16 protein-coding genes and 5 tRNA genes are annotated in these 17,750 nt (G+C 62.3%); 4 read left to right on the top strand and 17 right to left on the bottom strand.

What is annotated here, in order from left to right:
• Positions 1-13 precede the first annotated feature (13 nt).
• The 3 genes from FHW83_RS01340 to FHW83_RS01350 are packed head-to-tail and all read left to right on the top strand — an operon-like array spanning position 14 to position 6,017.
• Positions 14-1,345, top strand: a complete 1,332-nt coding sequence (locus FHW83_RS01340) for a TolC family protein (protein WP_229223970.1) — start codon at positions 14-16, stop codon at positions 1,343-1,345.
• On the top strand, positions 1,342-2,883 hold the full coding sequence (locus tag FHW83_RS01345) for an efflux RND transporter periplasmic adaptor subunit (RefSeq protein ID WP_176644575.1): 1,542 nt from the start codon (positions 1,342-1,344) through the stop codon (positions 2,881-2,883). The genes FHW83_RS01340 and FHW83_RS01345 overlap by 4 nt, the downstream gene beginning before the upstream one ends.
• Positions 2,880-6,017 (top strand): efflux RND transporter permease subunit, encoded by a 3,138-nt coding sequence (locus FHW83_RS01350; protein WP_176644576.1) that lies wholly within the window; start codon positions 2,880-2,882, stop codon positions 6,015-6,017. Before FHW83_RS01345 ends, FHW83_RS01350 begins: the two co-directional genes overlap by 4 nt.
• A 13-nt stretch (positions 6,018-6,030) precedes the next feature.
• Here the strand turns inward: FHW83_RS01350 and FHW83_RS01355 are convergent, their stop codons facing one another.
• Positions 6,031-6,660 (bottom strand): cation transporter, encoded by a 630-nt coding sequence (locus tag FHW83_RS01355; protein ID WP_176644577.1) that lies wholly within the window; start codon positions 6,658-6,660, stop codon positions 6,031-6,033.
• Between the two features lie 72 nt (positions 6,661-6,732).
• Here FHW83_RS01355 and cadR point away from each other — a divergent pair, with 72 nt between their 5' ends.
• Positions 6,733-7,143, top strand: coding sequence for a Cd(II)/Pb(II)-responsive transcriptional regulator (gene cadR / locus FHW83_RS01360; protein ID WP_176644954.1), 411 nt, complete (start codon positions 6,733-6,735; stop codon positions 7,141-7,143).
• Between the two features lie 78 nt (positions 7,144-7,221).
• Here the strand turns inward: cadR and FHW83_RS01365 are convergent.
• From FHW83_RS01365 to FHW83_RS01440, 16 genes are all read right to left on the bottom strand, one after another.
• A tRNA-Gly gene (locus tag FHW83_RS01365) sits at positions 7,222-7,297 on the bottom strand.
• 10 nt (positions 7,298-7,307) lie between these two features.
• Positions 7,308-7,381 (bottom strand) — tRNA-Cys (locus FHW83_RS01370).
• Between the two features lie 55 nt (positions 7,382-7,436).
• Positions 7,437-7,512 (bottom strand) — tRNA-Gly (locus tag FHW83_RS01375).
• A gap of 47 nt (positions 7,513-7,559) precedes the next feature.
• A tRNA-Gly gene (locus FHW83_RS01380) sits at positions 7,560-7,635 on the bottom strand.
• 70 nt (positions 7,636-7,705) lie between these two features.
• Positions 7,706-7,781 (bottom strand) — tRNA-Gly (locus tag FHW83_RS01385).
• Between the two features lie 86 nt (positions 7,782-7,867).
• Entirely contained in the window at positions 7,868-8,449 is a 582-nt protein-coding gene (pgsA, locus tag FHW83_RS01390) for a CDP-diacylglycerol--glycerol-3-phosphate 3-phosphatidyltransferase (RefSeq protein WP_176644578.1), read from the bottom strand.
• 96 nt (positions 8,450-8,545) lie between these two features.
• Positions 8,546-10,399, bottom strand: a complete 1,854-nt coding sequence (gene uvrC / locus FHW83_RS01395) for an excinuclease ABC subunit UvrC (protein WP_176644579.1) — start codon at positions 10,397-10,399, stop codon at positions 8,546-8,548.
• 102 nt (positions 10,400-10,501) lie between these two features.
• Positions 10,502-10,897, bottom strand: coding sequence for a holo-ACP synthase (acpS, locus tag FHW83_RS01400; RefSeq protein ID WP_176644580.1), 396 nt, complete (start codon positions 10,895-10,897; stop codon positions 10,502-10,504).
• On the bottom strand, positions 10,894-11,655 hold the full coding sequence (gene pdxJ / locus FHW83_RS01405) for a pyridoxine 5'-phosphate synthase (protein ID WP_176644581.1): 762 nt from the start codon (positions 11,653-11,655) through the stop codon (positions 10,894-10,896). The genes acpS and pdxJ overlap by 4 nt, the downstream gene beginning before the upstream one ends.
• Before the next feature lie 13 nt (positions 11,656-11,668).
• Positions 11,669-12,493, bottom strand: a complete 825-nt coding sequence (gene recO, locus FHW83_RS01410) for a DNA repair protein RecO (protein ID WP_176644582.1) — start codon at positions 12,491-12,493, stop codon at positions 11,669-11,671.
• Between the two features lie 19 nt (positions 12,494-12,512).
• Entirely contained in the window at positions 12,513-13,418 is a 906-nt protein-coding gene (era, locus tag FHW83_RS01415; protein WP_176644583.1) for a GTPase Era, read from the bottom strand.
• A gap of 12 nt (positions 13,419-13,430) precedes the next feature.
• Positions 13,431-14,219, bottom strand: coding sequence for a ribonuclease III (rnc, locus tag FHW83_RS01420; RefSeq protein WP_176644584.1), 789 nt, complete (start codon positions 14,217-14,219; stop codon positions 13,431-13,433).
• Between the two features lie 9 nt (positions 14,220-14,228).
• Positions 14,229-14,600, bottom strand: coding sequence for a DUF4845 domain-containing protein (locus FHW83_RS01425; RefSeq protein ID WP_176644585.1), 372 nt, complete (start codon positions 14,598-14,600; stop codon positions 14,229-14,231).
• Positions 14,601-14,621: 21 nt separating this feature from the next.
• Positions 14,622-15,539 carry a signal peptidase I gene (gene lepB, locus FHW83_RS01430; RefSeq protein WP_176644586.1) on the bottom strand — a complete coding sequence of 306 codons (918 nt, stop codon included), beginning with the start codon at positions 15,537-15,539 and terminating at the stop codon, positions 14,622-14,624.
• Positions 15,536-17,329 (bottom strand): translation elongation factor 4, encoded by a 1,794-nt coding sequence (gene lepA, locus FHW83_RS01435; protein WP_176644587.1) that lies wholly within the window; start codon positions 17,327-17,329, stop codon positions 15,536-15,538. The genes lepB and lepA overlap by 4 nt, the downstream gene beginning before the upstream one ends.
• A 142-nt stretch (positions 17,330-17,471) precedes the next feature.
• A complete protein-coding gene (locus FHW83_RS01440; RefSeq protein ID WP_176644588.1) occupies positions 17,472-17,714 on the bottom strand; it encodes a glutaredoxin family protein in 243 nt (80 codons plus the stop codon).
• Positions 17,715-17,750: the final 36 nt, after the last annotated feature.

Genomic DNA, 17,750 nt, shown 5'->3' on the forward strand with positions numbered 1-17,750 from the left:
TCCTGGAGATATCATGCTATTCCCGCTTTGCGCGCGTTTCGGCGCGCGAATTTCCGGCCATCGGCTCATACCGAAGGCCATGCTTACCCTATCGCTGCTTGTGACGGTTCATGACGCATTAGCGGCGCCCCAGCCCCTGACTCTCGGCGAAGCCCAGCAACGGGCGGTCGCCCGCTCTCGCCAATTGGCAGCGCAAAATCAGGCCATCGGCGCCGCGAATGAGATGGCGATCGTCGCCGGCCAACGGCCCGATCCGGTGCTGAAGGTCGGCGTTGACAATCTGCCTGTGAGCGGTCCTGACCGCCTCAGCCTCGGCAACGACTTCATGACCATGCGCCGCATCGGCGTCTCGCAGGAACTGACCCGCGCCGACAAACTGCATTGGCGTTCAGCCCGCTATCAGATCGAAGGCGATAAAGCGCTGGCACAAAAGGACGTGACGCTGGCAACGATTCAGCGCGACACCGCCATCGCCTGGCTGGAGGTGTTTTACACGGAACAGATGGCCGGTGCGGTCTCCGCCCAGGCGAGCGTGTCGCGCCAGGAAATCGAGGCCGCCGAAACCGCCTACCGGGGCGGGCGCGGGAACTCGGCCGATATCCTCGCGGCCCGCGCCGCCCTGCTCGCCCTTGATGACCGCGCCAGCGAGATCACGCGCCGCCAGCGTGCCGCCCGTACCATGCTGGCGCGATGGACTGGTGAAGAAACACCGGTCGCCGGCGAGCCGGATCTCGATCGCATACGCCTGGATCCAGCATCGCTCGATACCGCTCTGGCCCATCATCCCGAGATCGCGGTCTTGAACAAGCAGGAAAATATCGCGCAAGCCGATGCCAATCTGGCACGAGCGAATCAGCGCGCAGACTGGAGCGTCGAAGTCGCGTTCCAGCAGCGTGGCTCCGCCTACTCGAACATGGTGTCGGTGGGTATTTCGGTACCGCTGCAATGGGACCGGAAGAACCGCCAGGATCGTGAACTTGCCGCCAAGCTCGCCTTGGTCGAGCAGACAAAAGCCGAGCGCGATGAAATGCTGCGCGAGCATGTTGCAGAGACCCGCAGCCTGATCATCGCCTGGCAGAGTGGCCGGGAGCGGCTGGCCCGATATACCCGCGAGTCATTGCCGCTGGCCGCCGAGCGCAGTCAGGCAGTGTTGGCAGCCTATCGCGGCGGAAAAGCGACCTTGGCAGAAGTGCTGGCCACGCGGCGCGGCGAAGTTGATGTCCGCCTCCAGTCGCTCGAGGTGGCGCTGGAGACAGCACGCCTGTGGGCACAGCTGAATTTTCTCTTTCCCGAAGGCGGCGCTATCGAGCACTCCGCCGCCAACAGCCATCAGGAAGCCAAATGAAAAACAAGAACATCCTCTCGGCGATCGGCGCCTTCGCCATCGTGGCCAGCGGACACGGCATCTATCAGTTTGGCGTCCATCAAGGCATGCGGTCGGCGCCAGAACATGACAACGCGGCACCGCCTGCCGGCGCTACCGGTAAGAAGCCGCTCTATTGGCACGACCCGATGGTGCCGGGGCAGAAGTTCGACAAACCCGGCAAATCGCCATTCATGGACATGCAGTTGGTGCCGGTCTACGCCGACGGCGATGCTGACAACGGCTCCGTCAGCATCAGCCCGCGCATCCAGCAGAATTTGGGCATCCGTACCGCCGTTGTCACGGCCGGCCAACTGCCGTCTGCTGTGGTCGCGGTTGGCAGCGTCGCGTACAACGAGCGCGATGTGGCGCTGGTGCAGGCCCGCAGCAATGGATTTATCGAGCGCCTGTATGTGCGCGCCGCGCTCGATCCCGTCAAGCGGGGACAGCCGTTGGCCGAGTTGTATATTCCCGATTGGATCGCGGCACAGGAGGAATTCCTCGCGGCCCGCCGCATGCAAGGCGGCGACACCGCCTCTTTGGTCGATGGAGCGCGCCAGCGTATGCGCCTGGCTGGCATGACCGACGGGCAGATCCGGCTGGTCGAATCGAGCGGCAAGGTGCATCCGCGCGTCATCATATCGGCGCCCGTTAGCGGCGTGGTCTCGGAGCTTGGCGCCCGCGAAGGCATGACCGTGGCGTCCGGAGCGCAGCTGTTTCGCATCAACGGCCTTTCCACGATCTGGGTGAACGCGGAGGTCCCCGAGAACGCGGCAGCCAAAGTGCGCCCTGGCGACGCCGTCGAAGCACGCTCGCCTGCACTGCCGGGAAGCGTTTTCAAAGGAAAAGTCGGCACGTTGTTACCGGAGGTGGATAGCGCGACGCGCACGCTCAAGGCGCGTATCGAATTGGCCAATCCAGGTGGGCAAATGGTTCCCGGCATGTTCGCCACAATTACCTTCGCATCCAATGGAGGCGCCGACGTATTGCTGGTGCCATCTGAGGCGGTGATCCAGACCGGCGCGCGCAGCGTCGTGATACTGGCGCAGGACGGTGGCAAGTTCCAGCCGGTCGATGTCGAAATCGGTAGTGAAAGTAATGGACAGACCGAGATTCGCAGGGGATTGAGCGCCGGCCAAAAGATTGTTCTGTCGGGCCAGTTCCTGCTCGATTCCGAGGCCAGCCTGAAGGGCACGACGAGCCGCATGGGTGACACGCAGCCCGCAGGGGCTACATCGGCGTCAATCCATCACGGTCAGGGCAAGGTCGAACGTATCGGCACGGACGAGGTCACCATTTCCCATGGCCCGATCTCCAGCCTCCAGTGGGGCGAAATGACGATGGGCTTCAAGACGCCACCTTCGGGCCTGCCCCGCAGTGTCGCTGTGGGCGACCAGGTGGCCTTTGACTTCAAGCCGAGTCAGGGCGGCGGCTTCGAGATCGTCGCGATTTCGCCAGTCGCTGATAAGTCCATGAGCGGCATGAAAATGCCTGCGGCGCCGACGGGAGCGAAGAAATGATTGCAAAGCTGATCCGCTGGTCGATTGCCAACCGCTTCTTGGTCTTGCTGGCCACTGTCTTCATCGCTGGCTGGGGGCTATGGTCGCTGACGCGCACGCCGCTCGACGCGATTCCGGATTTATCCGATGTGCAGGTGATCATCCGCACCACTTATCCGGGCCAGGCGCCGCAGATCGTCGAGAACCAGGTGACCTATCCGCTGACCACTACCATGCTCTCTGTGCCCGGCGCGAAGACAGTGCGAGGCTACTCCTTCTTCGGCGACTCGTTCGTCTACACCCTGTTTGAGGACGGCACCGATCCCTACTGGGCCAGGTCGCGCGTGCTTGAATACCTGAACCAGGTGCAATCGCGTCTGCCCGCGCAGGCCAAGACAGCGCTTGGCCCCGACGCCACCGGCGTGGGCTGGATTTACGAGTACGCGCTGGTCGACCGCAGCGGCAAGCTTGACCTTTCGCAGCTACGCGCCTTGCAGGACTGGTTCCTGAAGTTCGAGCTGAAAGCGTTACCCAACGTTTCCGAGGTGGCCAGCGTGGGCGGCATGGTGCGCCAATACCAGATCGTGCTTGATCCCGCCAAGCTGCGCGCCTATGCCATCCCGCACGGCAAAGTGATCGAGGCGGTACAGCGCGCCAATCAGGAAAGCGGCGGCGCGGTGATGGAGCTGGGCGAGGCCGAATACATGGTGCGCGCTTCAGGCTATCTACAGTCGCTCGACGACTTCCGCAAAATTCCGTTGATGACCACAAGTGCCGGGGTATCGGTACGCCTGGGCGATGTCGCCCGCGTGGAACTGGGACCGGAGATGCGGCGCGGGATTGCGGACCTTGATGGCGAAGGTGAAGTCGCCGGCGGCGTGATCGTCATGCGCTCCGGGAAGAACGCCTTGGACACCATCGAAGCCGTCAAGACCAAGCTGGCCACATTGAAATCGAGCCTGCCTCCCGGCGTTGAGATCGTCCCGGTGTACGACCGCTCCAATCTGATCAAACGCGCGGTCAACAATCTGGAGCATAAGCTGATCGAGGAGTTCATCGTCGTGGCGCTGGTCTGCGCGATCTTCCTGTTTCATATTCGCTCGGCACTGGTGGCCATCGTATCGCTGCCGCTGGGCATACTGATCGCTTACATCGTGATGCATTACCAAGGCGTGAACGCCAACATCATGTCCTTGGGCGGGATTGCGATCGCCATCGGCGCCATGGTGGATGCTGCGGTTGTGATGATCGAGAACGCCCACAAGCACATAGAGTCATGGAATCATGCGCATCCCGGCCAGAAGCTGACCGGAGACGCCCATTGGAAGGTGATCGGCGACGCTGCGGCCGAAGTCGGCCCTGCCCTGTTCTTCTCGCTGCTGATCATCGTACTCTCCTTCATACCCGTATTTACGTTAGAGGCGCAGGAGGGTCGTCTGTTCGCGCCTCTGGCCTTCACCAAGACCTATTCGATGGCGGCGGCGGCCGGCTTGGCGGTGACGCTGATCCCGGTGTTAATGGGCTACCTGATCCGGGGGCGCATCCCGGATGAGCAGAAAAACCCGTTGAACCGCTGGTTGATCGCGCTTTATCGGCCGTTGCTGGAAATCGTGCTGCGCCATCCGAAAGCCACGCTGGTCACGGCCGCTGTGATCGCGCTCCTGACGATCTGGCCGATGTCGCGCCTGGGCGGAGAGTTCCTGCCACCGCTGGATGAAGGCGACCTGCTGTACATGCCTTCCGCCTTGCCCGGCATCGGCGTCGGCAAAGTGGCGCAGCTGCTTCAGCAGACCGATCGTTTGATCAAAACCGTACCGGAAGTGCAAACCGTGTTCGGCAAGGCGGGACGGGCCGAGTCGGCCACCGATCCGGCACCGCTGGAGATGTTCGAGACGACCATCCAGTTCAAGCCGCGCGACCAATGGCGGCCCGGCATGACCACCGATAAGCTGGTCGAAGAACTGGACCGCATCGTCAAGGTGCCGGGACTGTCCAATATCTGGGTGCCGCCGATTCGCAACCGCATCGACATGCTGGCCACCGGCATCAAGAGCCCGGTCGGCGTGAAGGTTGCCGGCACGGACCTGCGGGAGATCGACCGCGTCACCGGCGAAATCGAACGCGTCGTCAAGCATGTGCAGGGCGTCTCGTCGGCGCTGGCCGAACGGCTCAACGGCGGTCGCTACGTCGATATCCGTATCGACCGCGACGCGGCGGCGCGCTACGGCCTGAATATCGCCGACGTGCAAAGCATCGTGTCGAGCGCGATCGGCGGCGACAACGTTGGCGAGACTGTCGAGGGTTTGCAGCGCTTTCCGATCAATGTGCGCTATCCACGCGAGGCGCGCGACTCGGTGGAGAAATTGCGCGAGCTTCCAGTCCTGACCGAGCGTGGCGCGCTGATTCGACTCGGCGACGTGGCCACGATCCGGATCGACGACGGGCCGCCCATGCTCAAGAGCGAGAACGCACGCCTGTCGGGTTGGGTGTACGTTGACATCCGGGGGCGCGATCTGAGCTCCGCAGTGCGTGAGATGCAGCAGCTGGTCGCCAAAAAGGTCGTTCTGCCAGCCGGCTACTCTGTGTCATGGTCCGGGCAATTCGAATACCTGGAACGCGCCACCGCCAAGCTCAAAATCGTCGTGCCGACGACCCTGCTCATCATCTTCGTGCTGCTGTATCTGACCTTCGGGCGTGTCGACGAGGCGGCGCTGATCATGGCGACACTGCCATTTGCGCTGGCCGGCGGCATCTGGTTGCTGTGGGCGTTAGGGCACAACCTGTCGGTCGCCAGCGGCGTGGGCTTCATCGCCCTCGCGGGCGTGTCGGCCGAATTTGGCGTGATCATGCTGCTTTACCTGAAACACGCGTGGGAAGCCCGGTTGCAAAAGGCTGCTACAAGCGAGGCCGACCTGCTTGACGCCATCCGCGAGGGAGCTGTGCTGCGTGTGCGACCGAAAGCGATGACGGTCGCCGTCATCATCGCCGGGCTGGTGCCGGTCATGATCGGCTCCGGAACCGGCTCCGAGGTCATGCAGCGTATCGCGGCACCGATGGTGGGGGGCATGATCACGGCGCCCCTATTGTCTATGTTGGTCGTGCCAGCGGTCTATCTACTGATACGCCGCAGATCCATCCGCACGGCGCCGGGCTAGGCATCCGGAAATATCACGCATGTTGTTTTTCTAAGCTGCGCATTTCTTCTCGGGCGCGACCGATCACCTCGCGCGCCGAGGTCAGTCCCAAGATCGCCATAATCGAGGCCACCACAACGTCCGGCCAAGCCCTGCCGGTACCGAACACGCCCAGCGCGGCGAGCAAGACGGCGAGGTTGCCGATCATGTCGTTGCGCGTGCAGAGCCAGACCGAGCGCATGTTGGCATCGCCCTCGCGGAAGGCATACAGCAGCCAAGCCACGACGCCATTGGCGGCAAATGCCAGGGCGCCCACCGCGCCCATCGTTTCCGCTGCCGGCGTATTTCCGCCGACGCCAGCCCATAACGCGCGAACCAGCACTATCATTCCAAATGTTCCCATGACCAGGCCCTTGGCATACGCCGCGCGGCTACGCCACACGGCCGCCATTCCCAGTACGAACAGTGAAACACCGTAGTTGGCGGCGTCCCCCAGGAAATCCGCAGAGTCAGCCAGCAGCGACGCAGAATGTGACTGCAAGCTAGCAATAGCCTCAACCAGAAACATGCCAGCGTTGATAATTAGTGCGATCCACAGGACTTTGCGATAGCGCGGGTCGGGTGCGCGGCCGGACTCACAAGAGCCGGAGCAACAATCAGCCATGACAACCCCCTGTTCAAAACTGCATTAGAATCCTTGTAGCTACTACAAGGTCAAGGGGAAACTGTGGCGAATTTGAAAATAGGCGAGCTAGCAATCCGCAGTGGCTGCCAAGCAGAGACCATTCGATACTATGAACAGCGCGGCTTGCTCGATGCGCCGACGCGGTCGGCAGGCAACTACCGGCTTTACGGCAGCGCCCACGTGGAGCGGCTAACCTTCATCCGCCGCTGCCGAGGACTGGATATGTCACTCGATGAAGTGCAGTCGCTGCTGGCGCTCCAGGATGATCCGGAGCAGCCCTGCTGTGGTGTGAACGAGTTATTAGACGAGCACATCGCTGAGATCCAGCGCAAGATGAGCGAGCTGCAGACATTGCAGACCGAGTTAGTTCGACTGCGCTCCCGCTGCCAAAACACGGTACTCGTAAAAGAATGCGAAATTCTGAAGGATCTTGCGATGCCCAGTCCTGCGTGCGGCGGGTGAGAGCAACGTCGGATTTGGGCGAGCCCTAGCGCTTGCGAAAGCAAAAAGGGCAGCCCGCTGGGCTGCCCTTCTACATTTTGGAGCGGGAGAAGAGTCTCGAACTCTCGACCTCAACCTTGGCAAGGTTGCGCTCTACCAACTGAGCTACTCCCGCTTAGGAGCTTTGGAGGCGAGGATCGGAGTCGAACCGACCTAGACGGCTTTGCAGGCCGCTGCATAACCGCTTTGCTACCTCGCCAGAGGAAACATTTACTACGAGATAACAGCTGGTTACGCGCTGCAATCCGAAATTCTGGAGCGGGAGAAGAGTCTCGAACTCTCGACCTCAACCTTGGCAAGGTTGCGCTCTACCAACTGAGCTACTCCCGCATGGAGTGTTACCACTTTTACTACTTTGCTCTAGTTCCCGGAGAAACTGGAGCGGGAGAAGAGTCTCGAACTCTCGACCTCAACCTTGGCAAGGTTGCGCTCTACCAACTGAGCTACTCCCGCATTTCGAGTCCAGCATCATAACAGGTGACTGTTGTTTTTGCTAGTACTACTTGTTTTCGATGACGTCGCCTGGAGCGGGAGAAGAGTCTCGAACTCTCGACCTCAACCTTGGCAAGGTTGCGCTCTACCAACTGAGCTACTCCCGCTTTGCTTCGTCGTCATCAACAACAGGCCAGCATTATAGAGGTTCTACAGAGCCTGTCAATGCCAAATGAAAATATTGTTTATTCCATTACAGCTGGCCGGATTTTTCCTTGATCAATGGCCAGGCCAGACGCAGGTAGTAGAACATCGACCACACGGTCAGCACGGCCGCCACCTCCAGCAGGCGCGCGCCCCAGAACTGGCTGTCCAGCGCGCCCCACAGCACGTCATGGAACAGCAGCAGCGGGATGGCCGTCATCTGCGCCGTGGTCTTGATCTTGCCCAGCGAGCTGACCGCCACCGATTTGGAGGCGCCGATCTGCGCCATCCACTCGCGCAGCGCCGAAATGGCGATCTCGCGGCCGATGATGATGAAGGACATGACGGCGTTGGCCCGATCCAGCTGCACCAGCACCAGCAAGGCGCCCGCCACCATCAGCTTGTCCGCCACCGGGTCGAGGAAGGCGCCGAAGGCCGAGGTCTGATTCCAGCGGCGCGCCAGGAAGCCGTCGAACCAGTCGGTCACCGCCGCCACGATGAACACCAGCGTGGCCGCCAGATTCTGGTCCGCCACCGGCAGGACGGTGGTGGGCAGGTAGTACACCCCCACCACCAGCGGAATCAGCGCGACGCGCAACCAGGTCAACAGAATCGGAATATTGAAAGGCATAAGCTCAAAATAAAGTGCGGGCTTGAAAATTTGTAATGCGCCGCTAGTCTACCTTGCCCCCGCGCTTTAAACCAGCACCGCAGAGGCCACCGGAGCTTAATGCAACTGTTTGTAGATCTCCTCGGCCAGGGCGCTGGAGATGCCCTCCACCGTCTTGAGGTCCTCCACGCTGGCGCTCATCACGCCGCGCAAGCCGCCGAAGCGGGCCAGCAGACGCTGACGGCGCTTGGCGCCGATGCCCTCGATCTCCTCCAGGCGCGAGGTCTGGCGGGTCTTGGCGCGCTTGGCGCGCATGCCGGTGATGGCGAAGCGGTGCGCCTCGTCGCGGATCTGCGCCACCAGCATCAGCGCAGCCGATTCCTTGCCCAGTTCCTGCGACGGCCGGCCGTCGACGAACATCAGTGTCTCCAGGCCGACGCGCCGCCCCTCCCCCTTGGCCACGCCGACGATCAGGCTGATGTCCAGTCCCAGTTCGGCAAACACCTGGCGCGCCATTTCGATCTGGCCCTTGCCGCCGTCGATCAGCACCACGTCCGGCATGACGCCGTCGCCGTTGGCGACTTTCTCGTAGCGGCGGTACAGCACCTGGCGCATGGCGGCGTAATCGTCGCCCGGGGTGATGTCGTTGATGTTGTAGCGGCGGTATTCGCCGTTCTGCATCTGATGGTGATGGAACACCACGCACGATGCCTGGGTGGCCTCGCCCTGGGTGTGCGAGATGTCGAAGCACTCCACGCGCAGGGTGTCGAGATCCTCCACTTCCAGCTGCAGCGCCTCGACCAGAGCGCGCGTGCGCGATTGCTGCGAGCCCTGCTCCGACAGCAGCCGCGCCAGCGAGATCTCGGCGCCCTTCTGCGCCAGCTCCAGCCATTTGCGGCGCTGGTCCTGCGGCTGGAACACCAGGTTGATGCGATGGCCACACTGCTCCTGCAAGGCCTGGATCAGCGCCGGGTGGTCGAATTCGATGTTCAGGATCAGGGTGCCGGGGATGAATTTATCGGCGTAGTGCTGCGCCAGGAAGGCGGCCAGCACTTCGACCTCGATCGCGTTCTCCGCGATCGCCTCGGCGTCGCCGACGTGGGTCGGGAAGTAGGCGCGGTCGCCCAGGTGGCGGCCACCGCGCACCATGGCCAGGTTGACGCAGGCGCGCCCGCCCTGCACCAGCACGGCGATGATGTCGACGTCGGCGTCGCCGGTGGTTTCCATGCTTTGCTGGTGCAGCACGCGCGACAGCGACTGGATCTGGTTGCGCACCGCCGCCGCCTGCTCGAATTTCAAATCGGCCGCGTAGGCGTGCATTTTCTTTTCCAGGTCTTCCAGCACTTCGGACTGGCGGCCGCGCAGGAAGCGCGCGGCGTTTTCCACGTCGAGCAGGTAGTCTTCCCTTGAGATCAGGTTCACGCACGGCCCGCTGCAGCGGCCGATCTGGTTCAGCAGGCATGGGCGGGTGCGGTTGGCGAACACGCTTTCCTCGCAGGTGCGGATCTGGAATACCTTCTGCAGGATCTGCATCGATTCCTTGACCGCCCACGAGCTGGGGAAAGGCCCGAAGTACTGGTTTTTCTTGTCGACCGAACCGCGGTAGTAGACCATGCGCGGCGCGTCGCCGCCGGTGATCTTCAGGTAGGGATAGGATTTATCGTCGCGGAACAGGATGTTGTAGCGCGGGCTCAGGGCCTTGATCAGGTTGTTCTCGAGGATCAGCGCTTCCGCCTCGCTGTGCGTGACGGTGGTTTCCAGGCGCGCGATGCGCTCGACCATCATGGCGATACGCGGGCTGCTGAGGTTTTTCTGGAAGTAGCTGGACACGCGCTTTTTCAGGTCGCGCGCCTTGCCGACGTAGAGGACCTTGTCCTCGGCGTCGAAGTACCGGTAGACGCCCGGCAGATTGGGCAGCTTGGCCACGGTGGCCAACACTTGTTCGCGCGGATCGCTTGCTTCTTCAGTCACTTTTCACCTCTGGCCCTAGCGTCGTCGTCCCGGCGAAGGCCGGGACCCATGCTGAGCATGCGTTCTATGGATTCCGGCCTTCGCCGGAATGACGTACGTGGCTTAGTTTGCTTGTTCGACGATGACGAAGGCGACGGCGTAGTCTTCCTCGTCGCTGACGGTCACTTGCGCCGACAGCTTGTTCTTTTCCATGAATTCCTTCAGCACGCCGCTGCACACGATCACCGGCTTGCCGCTCGGCGCGTTCAACATCTGCGCTGCCGGCCAGGTCATCGGCATGCGCATCCCCAGGCCGATGGCCTTGGAGAACGCCTCCTTGGCGGCGAAGCGCGTGGCCACGAAGCGGATGCCGCGCGCCGGATGCTTGGCCTTGCGCGCCAAATACTTTTCAAACTCCTGCGGCCCGAGGATCTTCTTGGCAAAGCGATCGCCATGCCGAGCCAGCGCCGCTTCGATGCGCGGGATCTTGCAGATGTCGGTGCCGATCCCGTAGATCATTTGCGCGCGCCGAGACGGGTGGAGACCATGATGGCCTTCATTTCGCGCACGGCGTTTTCCCAGCCGACGAACACCGAGTGCGCGACGATGGCGTGGCCGATGTTCAGCTCCGCGATTTCCGGAATGGCGGCAATCGCTTGCACGTTGGTGTAGTGCAGACCGTGGCCGGCGTTGACTTTCAGGCCTTTGCTCACGCCGTACAGCACGCCGCGGCGGATGCGTTCCAGCTCGGCGGCCTGCTCGGCGCCTTCGGTGTCGGCGTAGCGACCGGTGTGCAGTTCGATCACCGGCGCGCCAATGGCGGCGGTGGCATCCATCTGCGCTTCCTCGGCGTCGATGAAGAGCGACACGCGGATGCCTTCGGCCTGCAGCTGCTTCACCGCGCGCTCGACGGCATTGTAGTTGCCGGCCACATCGAGGCCGCCCTCGGTGGTGACTTCGGTGCGCTTTTCCGGCACCAGGCAGACGTCGGCCGGCTTGATCTTGCAGGCGAAGTCGATCATTTCCTGCGTCACGGCGGCTTCCAGGTTCATGCGGGTCAGCAGTTGCGGCGCCAGCGCGATCACGTCGGCATCCTTGATGTGGCGGCGGTCTTCGCGCAGGTGCAGGGTGATGCAGTCGGCGCCGGCCTGCTCGGCCAGCAGCGCGGCGCGGATCGGGTCCGGGTATTTGGTGCCGCGCGCGTTGCGCAAGGTGGCGACGTGGTCGATGTTCACGCCAAGGTCGATGATGGTGCCGGATGGTTGCAGGAAGCTCATTGTTCTATTCTCGTTATAACTGTGACAGATCGATCAGGATCTGGCGGGTGTTCAGCGGCGCGCCGTTCAGGTGGTGCGCGACCAGGAAGCGCATCAACTGCTTGCTTTGCACTTGCGTGGCGACGTCGTCGTAATTTTCGCGCTCCATGTCGAGCAGGGTCTTGCCGGCCACGCGCGGCCACGAATCGGAGGCGCGCTCGGGACGCGGGCCGCGCTCGGGGTCGACCACGTACAGCACCTCCGATTGTACGGCGCGGCGCGTTTCCACGCAGCGGGTCAGGTCGGCGGCGACGCCCGTCTCCTTAAGTAAGGCCCGTTCGAACTTTCTCAAGACGATGGGCGCCGGCTCGTTGTGCGCCAGCTGGTTGAGCGTGGAGACGTAGTGGTCGAACAGGGCCGGATGCGCGTCGTCGCGCGCCAGCAGCTTGACCAGCAGTTCGTTCAGATAGAAGCCGCACAGCAGCGCGGTCTTCTCCAGCGGCAGCATGCCGCCCACCCATTCGGCGTCGGTCAGGGTGCGCAGCTCGGATTTGCCGACCCAACTGCTGGACAGGGGCTGGAAGGTCTGCAGCACGCCGCGCAGTTGCGAGTGCGGCCGCTTGGCGCCCTTGGCGATCAAGGCCACGCGGCCGAAGTCGCGCGTGAACAGGTCGATAATCAGGCTGGTTTCTTTGTACGGATAGCTGTGCAGGACGAAGGCCGGCTGGCCGGCGACCTTGGTGCCGATGGTGCGCTCGCGGCTGGGCGCGCGCGGGCGCTTCGGCGCTGCGGGTGCGCCAGCGTCCACCGGCGCCGCTGCGGGCGGCGTGTCCAGGGTGGCGTCTGGCGTGGTGGACATGCTGGTGATGACTGTCCGCTTACTCGTAGCCGTAAGCGCGCAGGCCCGCTTCGTTATCGGCCCAGCCGGATTTGACCTTGACCCAGATCTCCAGGTAGACCGGACCGCCGAACAGTTTTTCCATGTCGAGGCGCGCTTGCGTCGACACTTCCTTCAGGCGCACGCCCTTGTTGCCGATGATCATGGACTTATGCGTGTCGCGCTCGACCAGGATGGCGGCAAACACGCGGCGCAGATCGCCCTCCTGCTCGAACTTCTCGATTAGCACCGTGCTGGTGTACGGCAGCTCGTCGCCGACGAAGCGGAACAGCTTCTCGCGCACGATTTCCGAGGCCATGAATTTTTCGCTGCGGTCGGTGATGTCGTCCGGGCCGAAGATGGCTTCATTCTCGGGCAGGAAGCGCTTCAGTTCCTTCTCCAGGCCGTCGAGCTGGAAGCGCAGCTTGGCCGACACCGGCACGATCGCGGCGAAGTTGAACTTGGACGCCACCTGCTGGGCGAACGGCATCAGCGTGGCCTTGTCCTTGGCGCGGTCCGACTTGTTGATCACCAGGATCACCGGCACCTCGGTCGGCAGCAGGTCCAGCACCTGCTGGTCGGCCGGGCCGAAGGTGCCGGCCTCGATCACGAACAGGATCAGGTCCGACGAGATCAGCGTGTTGGTGACGGTCTTGTTGAGCGTCTTGTTCAGCGCGTTGGCGTGACGGGTTTGGAAGCCCGGCGTGTCGACGTAGATGAACTGGGCGTCGTCATAGGTCTGGATGCCGGTGATGCGGTGGCGCGTGGTCTGCGCCTTGCGCGAGGTGATGCTGACCTTGGCGCCAATCAGCGTGTTCATCAGCGTGGACTTGCCGACGTTGGGGCGGCCCACAATAGCGATGTAGCCGCAACGGTAGTTGCCGGCGGAGGTCTGTTCGGTGGTCATGGTGTTCTCTTGTTATTTGTTGGCTGCTTTGGCCGACGGCGCAGGCTGGTCCTGCACGGTGGCAATGCCGGCCAGCTTGAGCTGGGCCGCGCGCGGCTTGGACTTGCGGGCGGCGGCCGGGGCTTTCTTCAGCGCCTCCTCCGCCACTTCCAGCGCCAGCTTGGCGGCGGCCTGCTCGCCGGCGCGGCGGCTGCCGCCGCGACCGAACACCTGGATGCCGAGCTTGGGCACCAGGCATTCGATTTCAAATTCCTGGCTGTGCGCGGCGCCGTGAGTGGCGATCACGTTGTACTGCGGCAGCGAGATTTTTTTCGATTGCAGGAATTCCTGCAGCAGGGTCTTGGCGTCCTTGCCCAGCGTCTGCGGATCGACCGAATCCAGGATCGGGATGTAGAACGAGCGGATCACGTCGCGCGCCGCGTTGAAGCCGCTGTCGAGGTAGATGGCGCCCAGCAGCGCCTCCAGCGTGTCGGCCAGGATGGACGGCCGGCGGAAGCCGCCCGATTTCAGCTCGCCCTCGCCCAGCCGCAGGAACTGCGACAGCTCCAGCTTTTGCGCGATCTCGAACAGCGACTGCTGCTTGACCAGGTTGGCGCGCAGGCGCGACAGGTCGCCCTCGTCGATCTCCAGGTAGCGGTCGTACAGGATGGAGGCCACCACGCAGTTGAGAATCGAATCGCCAAGGAACTCCAGCCGTTCGTTATGCACACTGCTATGGCTACGGTGCGTCAGGGCCTGCTGCAAAAGACCAGCATCCTGGAACGTGTAACCTAAACGAGTTTGCAATAACTGGAGATTCATTATGTTTCTTTATTCTTTCGCGGGTTTGGCGCCGCCCTTGGCGGTGGTGCCTTCATATTCAAGCAGCAGGCTGGCCGGTCCGACCAGCGGGATTTTCTTTTCGTAGGCGAAGCTGATTTCCGTTTCGTTGTTGACCTTTTCGATGATCAGGTCGCGGCCATTGATGGAGCTGATGTAGCTGGCCGTGGCGCTGGCGTCGAACGACTTCTGGATGTCCGCCACCGAGCCGCCGGCCGCCTTGGCCGTGACGATGGCGTTCTGGATCGCGCGGTACTCGGTGTAGGTGGGGACGATTTTCAATCCCAGCACCAACAGCATGCCCAACAGCGCCAGCACGAACACCAGCCCCACCAGCGAAATCCCATCCTGCCGTGTTTGCATCTTAGTCCCTTTCGAGGCGGCTTACCGGATGCTGCCAATGCGGCGCAGGTTACCCAGGTTCATCCAAACGAAAAATGCTTTTCCAACAATGTTCTTATCCGGAACAAAGCCCCAGTAGCGGCTGTCCAGGCTGTTATCGCGGTTGTCGCCCATCATGAAGTAGTTGCCTGCTGGAACCACGCAAGTGAAGCCTTCATAGCGGTACTGGCAATTCTCGCTGTGCGGGAACGGGAACACGCTCTCGCGGGTGTAGGTCGGCTTGCCCTCGTCGTTCAGGATACGGTGGCTGACGCCGCTCAGGTTTTCCTCGAATTGCTTGTTGTAAACCATGCGCTCGTCGCCCAGGTAATCCTCCAGCGGGGCGTACTTCACTTCCACGCCGTTGACGGTTAAGCGCTTGTTTTCATACGTGATTTTATCACCCGGCACGCCGATCACGCGTTTGATGTAATCCTGGCTCATGTCCATCGGATATTTGAACACCATCACGTCGCCGCGCTGCGGGTCGTTGATCTGGACGATCTTCTTGTTGATCACCGGCAGACGGATGCCGTAGGTGAACTTGTTCACCAGGATCAGGTCGCCCACGAGCAGGGTCGGCACCATCGACGACGACGGGATCTTGAACGGCTCGTACAGGAAGGAGCGCAGGAAGAACACCAGCGCGATCACCGGGAAGAAGCTGCCCGAATATTCGATCCAGGTCGGCTGACGCAGGATGCCGGCCTCGAGCTCGGCGCGCTTGCCTTGGTTGTCCAGCTTGATACCATCGGCGGTGGCCTTGGCGGTGCGCGCGTCGTACTCGGCCAGCGCGCGGTCGGCGGCGGCGCGGCGCTGTTTGGCCAGGTAGAACACGTCGAGGCACCAGATCACGCCGGTGATCACCATCAGCACGAACAGGATTAATGCAAAGTTACCCAGGATGACTTGCAGGCTCATTTCTCGTCCACTTGTAAGATGGCCAGGAACGCTTCTTGTGGAATCTCGACCGAGCCCACTTGCTTCATGCGTTTTTTACCGGCTTTTTGTTTTTCCAGCAGTTTCTTCTTACGGCTGACGTCACCGCCGTAGCACTTGGCCAGCACGTTCTTGCGCAGCGCCTTGACGTTTTCCCGCGAGATCACGTTGACGCCGATCGCGGCCTGGATGGCCACGTCGAACATCTGGCGCGGGATCAGCTCGCGCATCTTGGCCGCCACCTGGCGGCCGCGGTAGGCCGAGTTGGAGCGGTGCACGATGATGGCCAGCGCGTCGACCTTGTCGCCGTTGATCAGCATGTCGACCTTGACCACGTCCGAGGCGCGGTATTCCTTGAACTCGTAGTCCATCGAGGCGTAGCCGCGCGAGGTCGACTTCAGCTTGTCGAAGAAGTCCAGCACGATCTCGCCCATCGGCATTTCGTAGATCAGCTTGACCTGACGGCCGTGGTAGCTCATGTCCATTTGCACGCCGCGCTTGGCGATGCACAGGGTGATCACCGAGCCAACGTACTCCTGCGGCATGTACAGGTTGACGGTGACGATAGGCTCGCGGATCTCGTTGATCTTGGTGGTTTCCGGCATGCGCGACGGGTTGTCCACCTTGATGACGGAACCGTCGCGCATCTCGACCTCGTACACCACGGTCGGCGCGGTGGTGATCAGGTCCTGGTCGAATTCGCGCTCCAGGCGCTCCTGCACGATTTCCATGTGCAGCAGGCCCAGGAAGCCGCAGCGGAAGCCGAAGCCCAGCGCCTGCGACACTTCCGGCTCGTACATCAGGGCGGCGTCGTTCAATTTCAGTTTTTCCAGCGCGTCGCGCAGCGAGTCGTACTGGTTGGCCTCGACCGGGAACAGGCCGGCGAACACCTGCGGCTGCACCTCCTTGAAGCCCGGCAGCGGCGCCGGCGCCGGGGCCGACGCCAGCGTGATGGTGTCGCCCACGCGCGCGGCTTTCAATTCCTTGATGCCGGCGATGACGAAGCCCACCTGGCCGGCGGTCAGCTGCGGCAGAGAGACCGAGCGCGGCGAGAAGATACCGATGTCCTCCACCAGCTGCACCGAGTCGGTGGCCATCAGCTTGATCTTGTCCTTGGGTTTCAGGGTGCCGTTGACCACGCGCACCAGCATCACCACGCCCACGTAGGCGTCGTACCAGGAGTCGATGATCAGCGCCTGCAGCGGCGCGCTCGAGTCGCCCTTCGGCGGCGGCACCTTGGCGATGATGGACTCCAGCACGTCCTCCACGCCCAGGCCGGTCTTGGCCGAGCACTGGACGGCGTCGCCGGCCTCGATGCCGATCACGTCCTCGATTTCCTTGATGGCGCTCGGCGGGTCGGCGTTCGGCAGGTCGATCTTGTTCAGCACCGGCACCACTTCGACGCCGAGGTCGAGCGCGGTGTAGCAGTTGGCCACGGTCTGTGCTTCCACGCCTTGCGACGCGTCGACCACCAGCAGCGCGCCTTCGCAGGCCGACAGCGAGCGCGACACTTCATACGAGAAGTCGACGTGGCCGGGGGTGTCGATCAGGTTCAGGTTGTAGACCACGCCGTCGCGGGCCTTGTATTGCAGGGCGGCGGTTTGCGCTTTGATCGTAATGCCGCGTTCGCGCTCCAGGTCCATCGAATCGAGCACTTGCGCTTCCATCTCGCGGTCCGACAGGCCGCCGCACAGCTGGATGATGCGGTCTGCCAGCGTCGATTTGCCGTGGTCGATGTGGGCGATGATGGAGAAGTTACGTATGTTATTCATTAACAAAAATTCAAAAACGGGTTTGACGCGAGGGCGCACAATACAAAAAAGCGCTCCGAACGGGGCGAAGCCCTGGCGAGCGCCTTGGTGGAAATATGCTTTGCCCCGGCATTTTACCGGATTTCAGAGTGGAAAGCCCGATTTATAGCAGCTGAAGTACTCTGGCTTCGTCCAGAAAGTAGTGGCACAGCTCCGGCTGCGACAGATCGGCGAACAGGACCGGCACCAATTCATCGTATTTGGCCAGCAGTTCGGGGTCGCCGGCCTGGTCGATGTCGATGACGTTGACGGTGAACGGCCGCTCCGGCGTTCGCAGCCGCAGCAGCGCGTCCAGCATGTCGTGGCATAAATGGCAATAGTCGCGCGAGTAGAGTGTAAATTGCATAGCCGTCGCTCCGGCGCAGGCCGGAGCCTATAGAAC

The sequence above is a fragment of the Duganella sp. SG902 genome (assembly GCF_013376005.1).
Classification (GTDB): Bacteria; Pseudomonadota; Gammaproteobacteria; order Burkholderiales; family Burkholderiaceae_D; genus Rugamonas.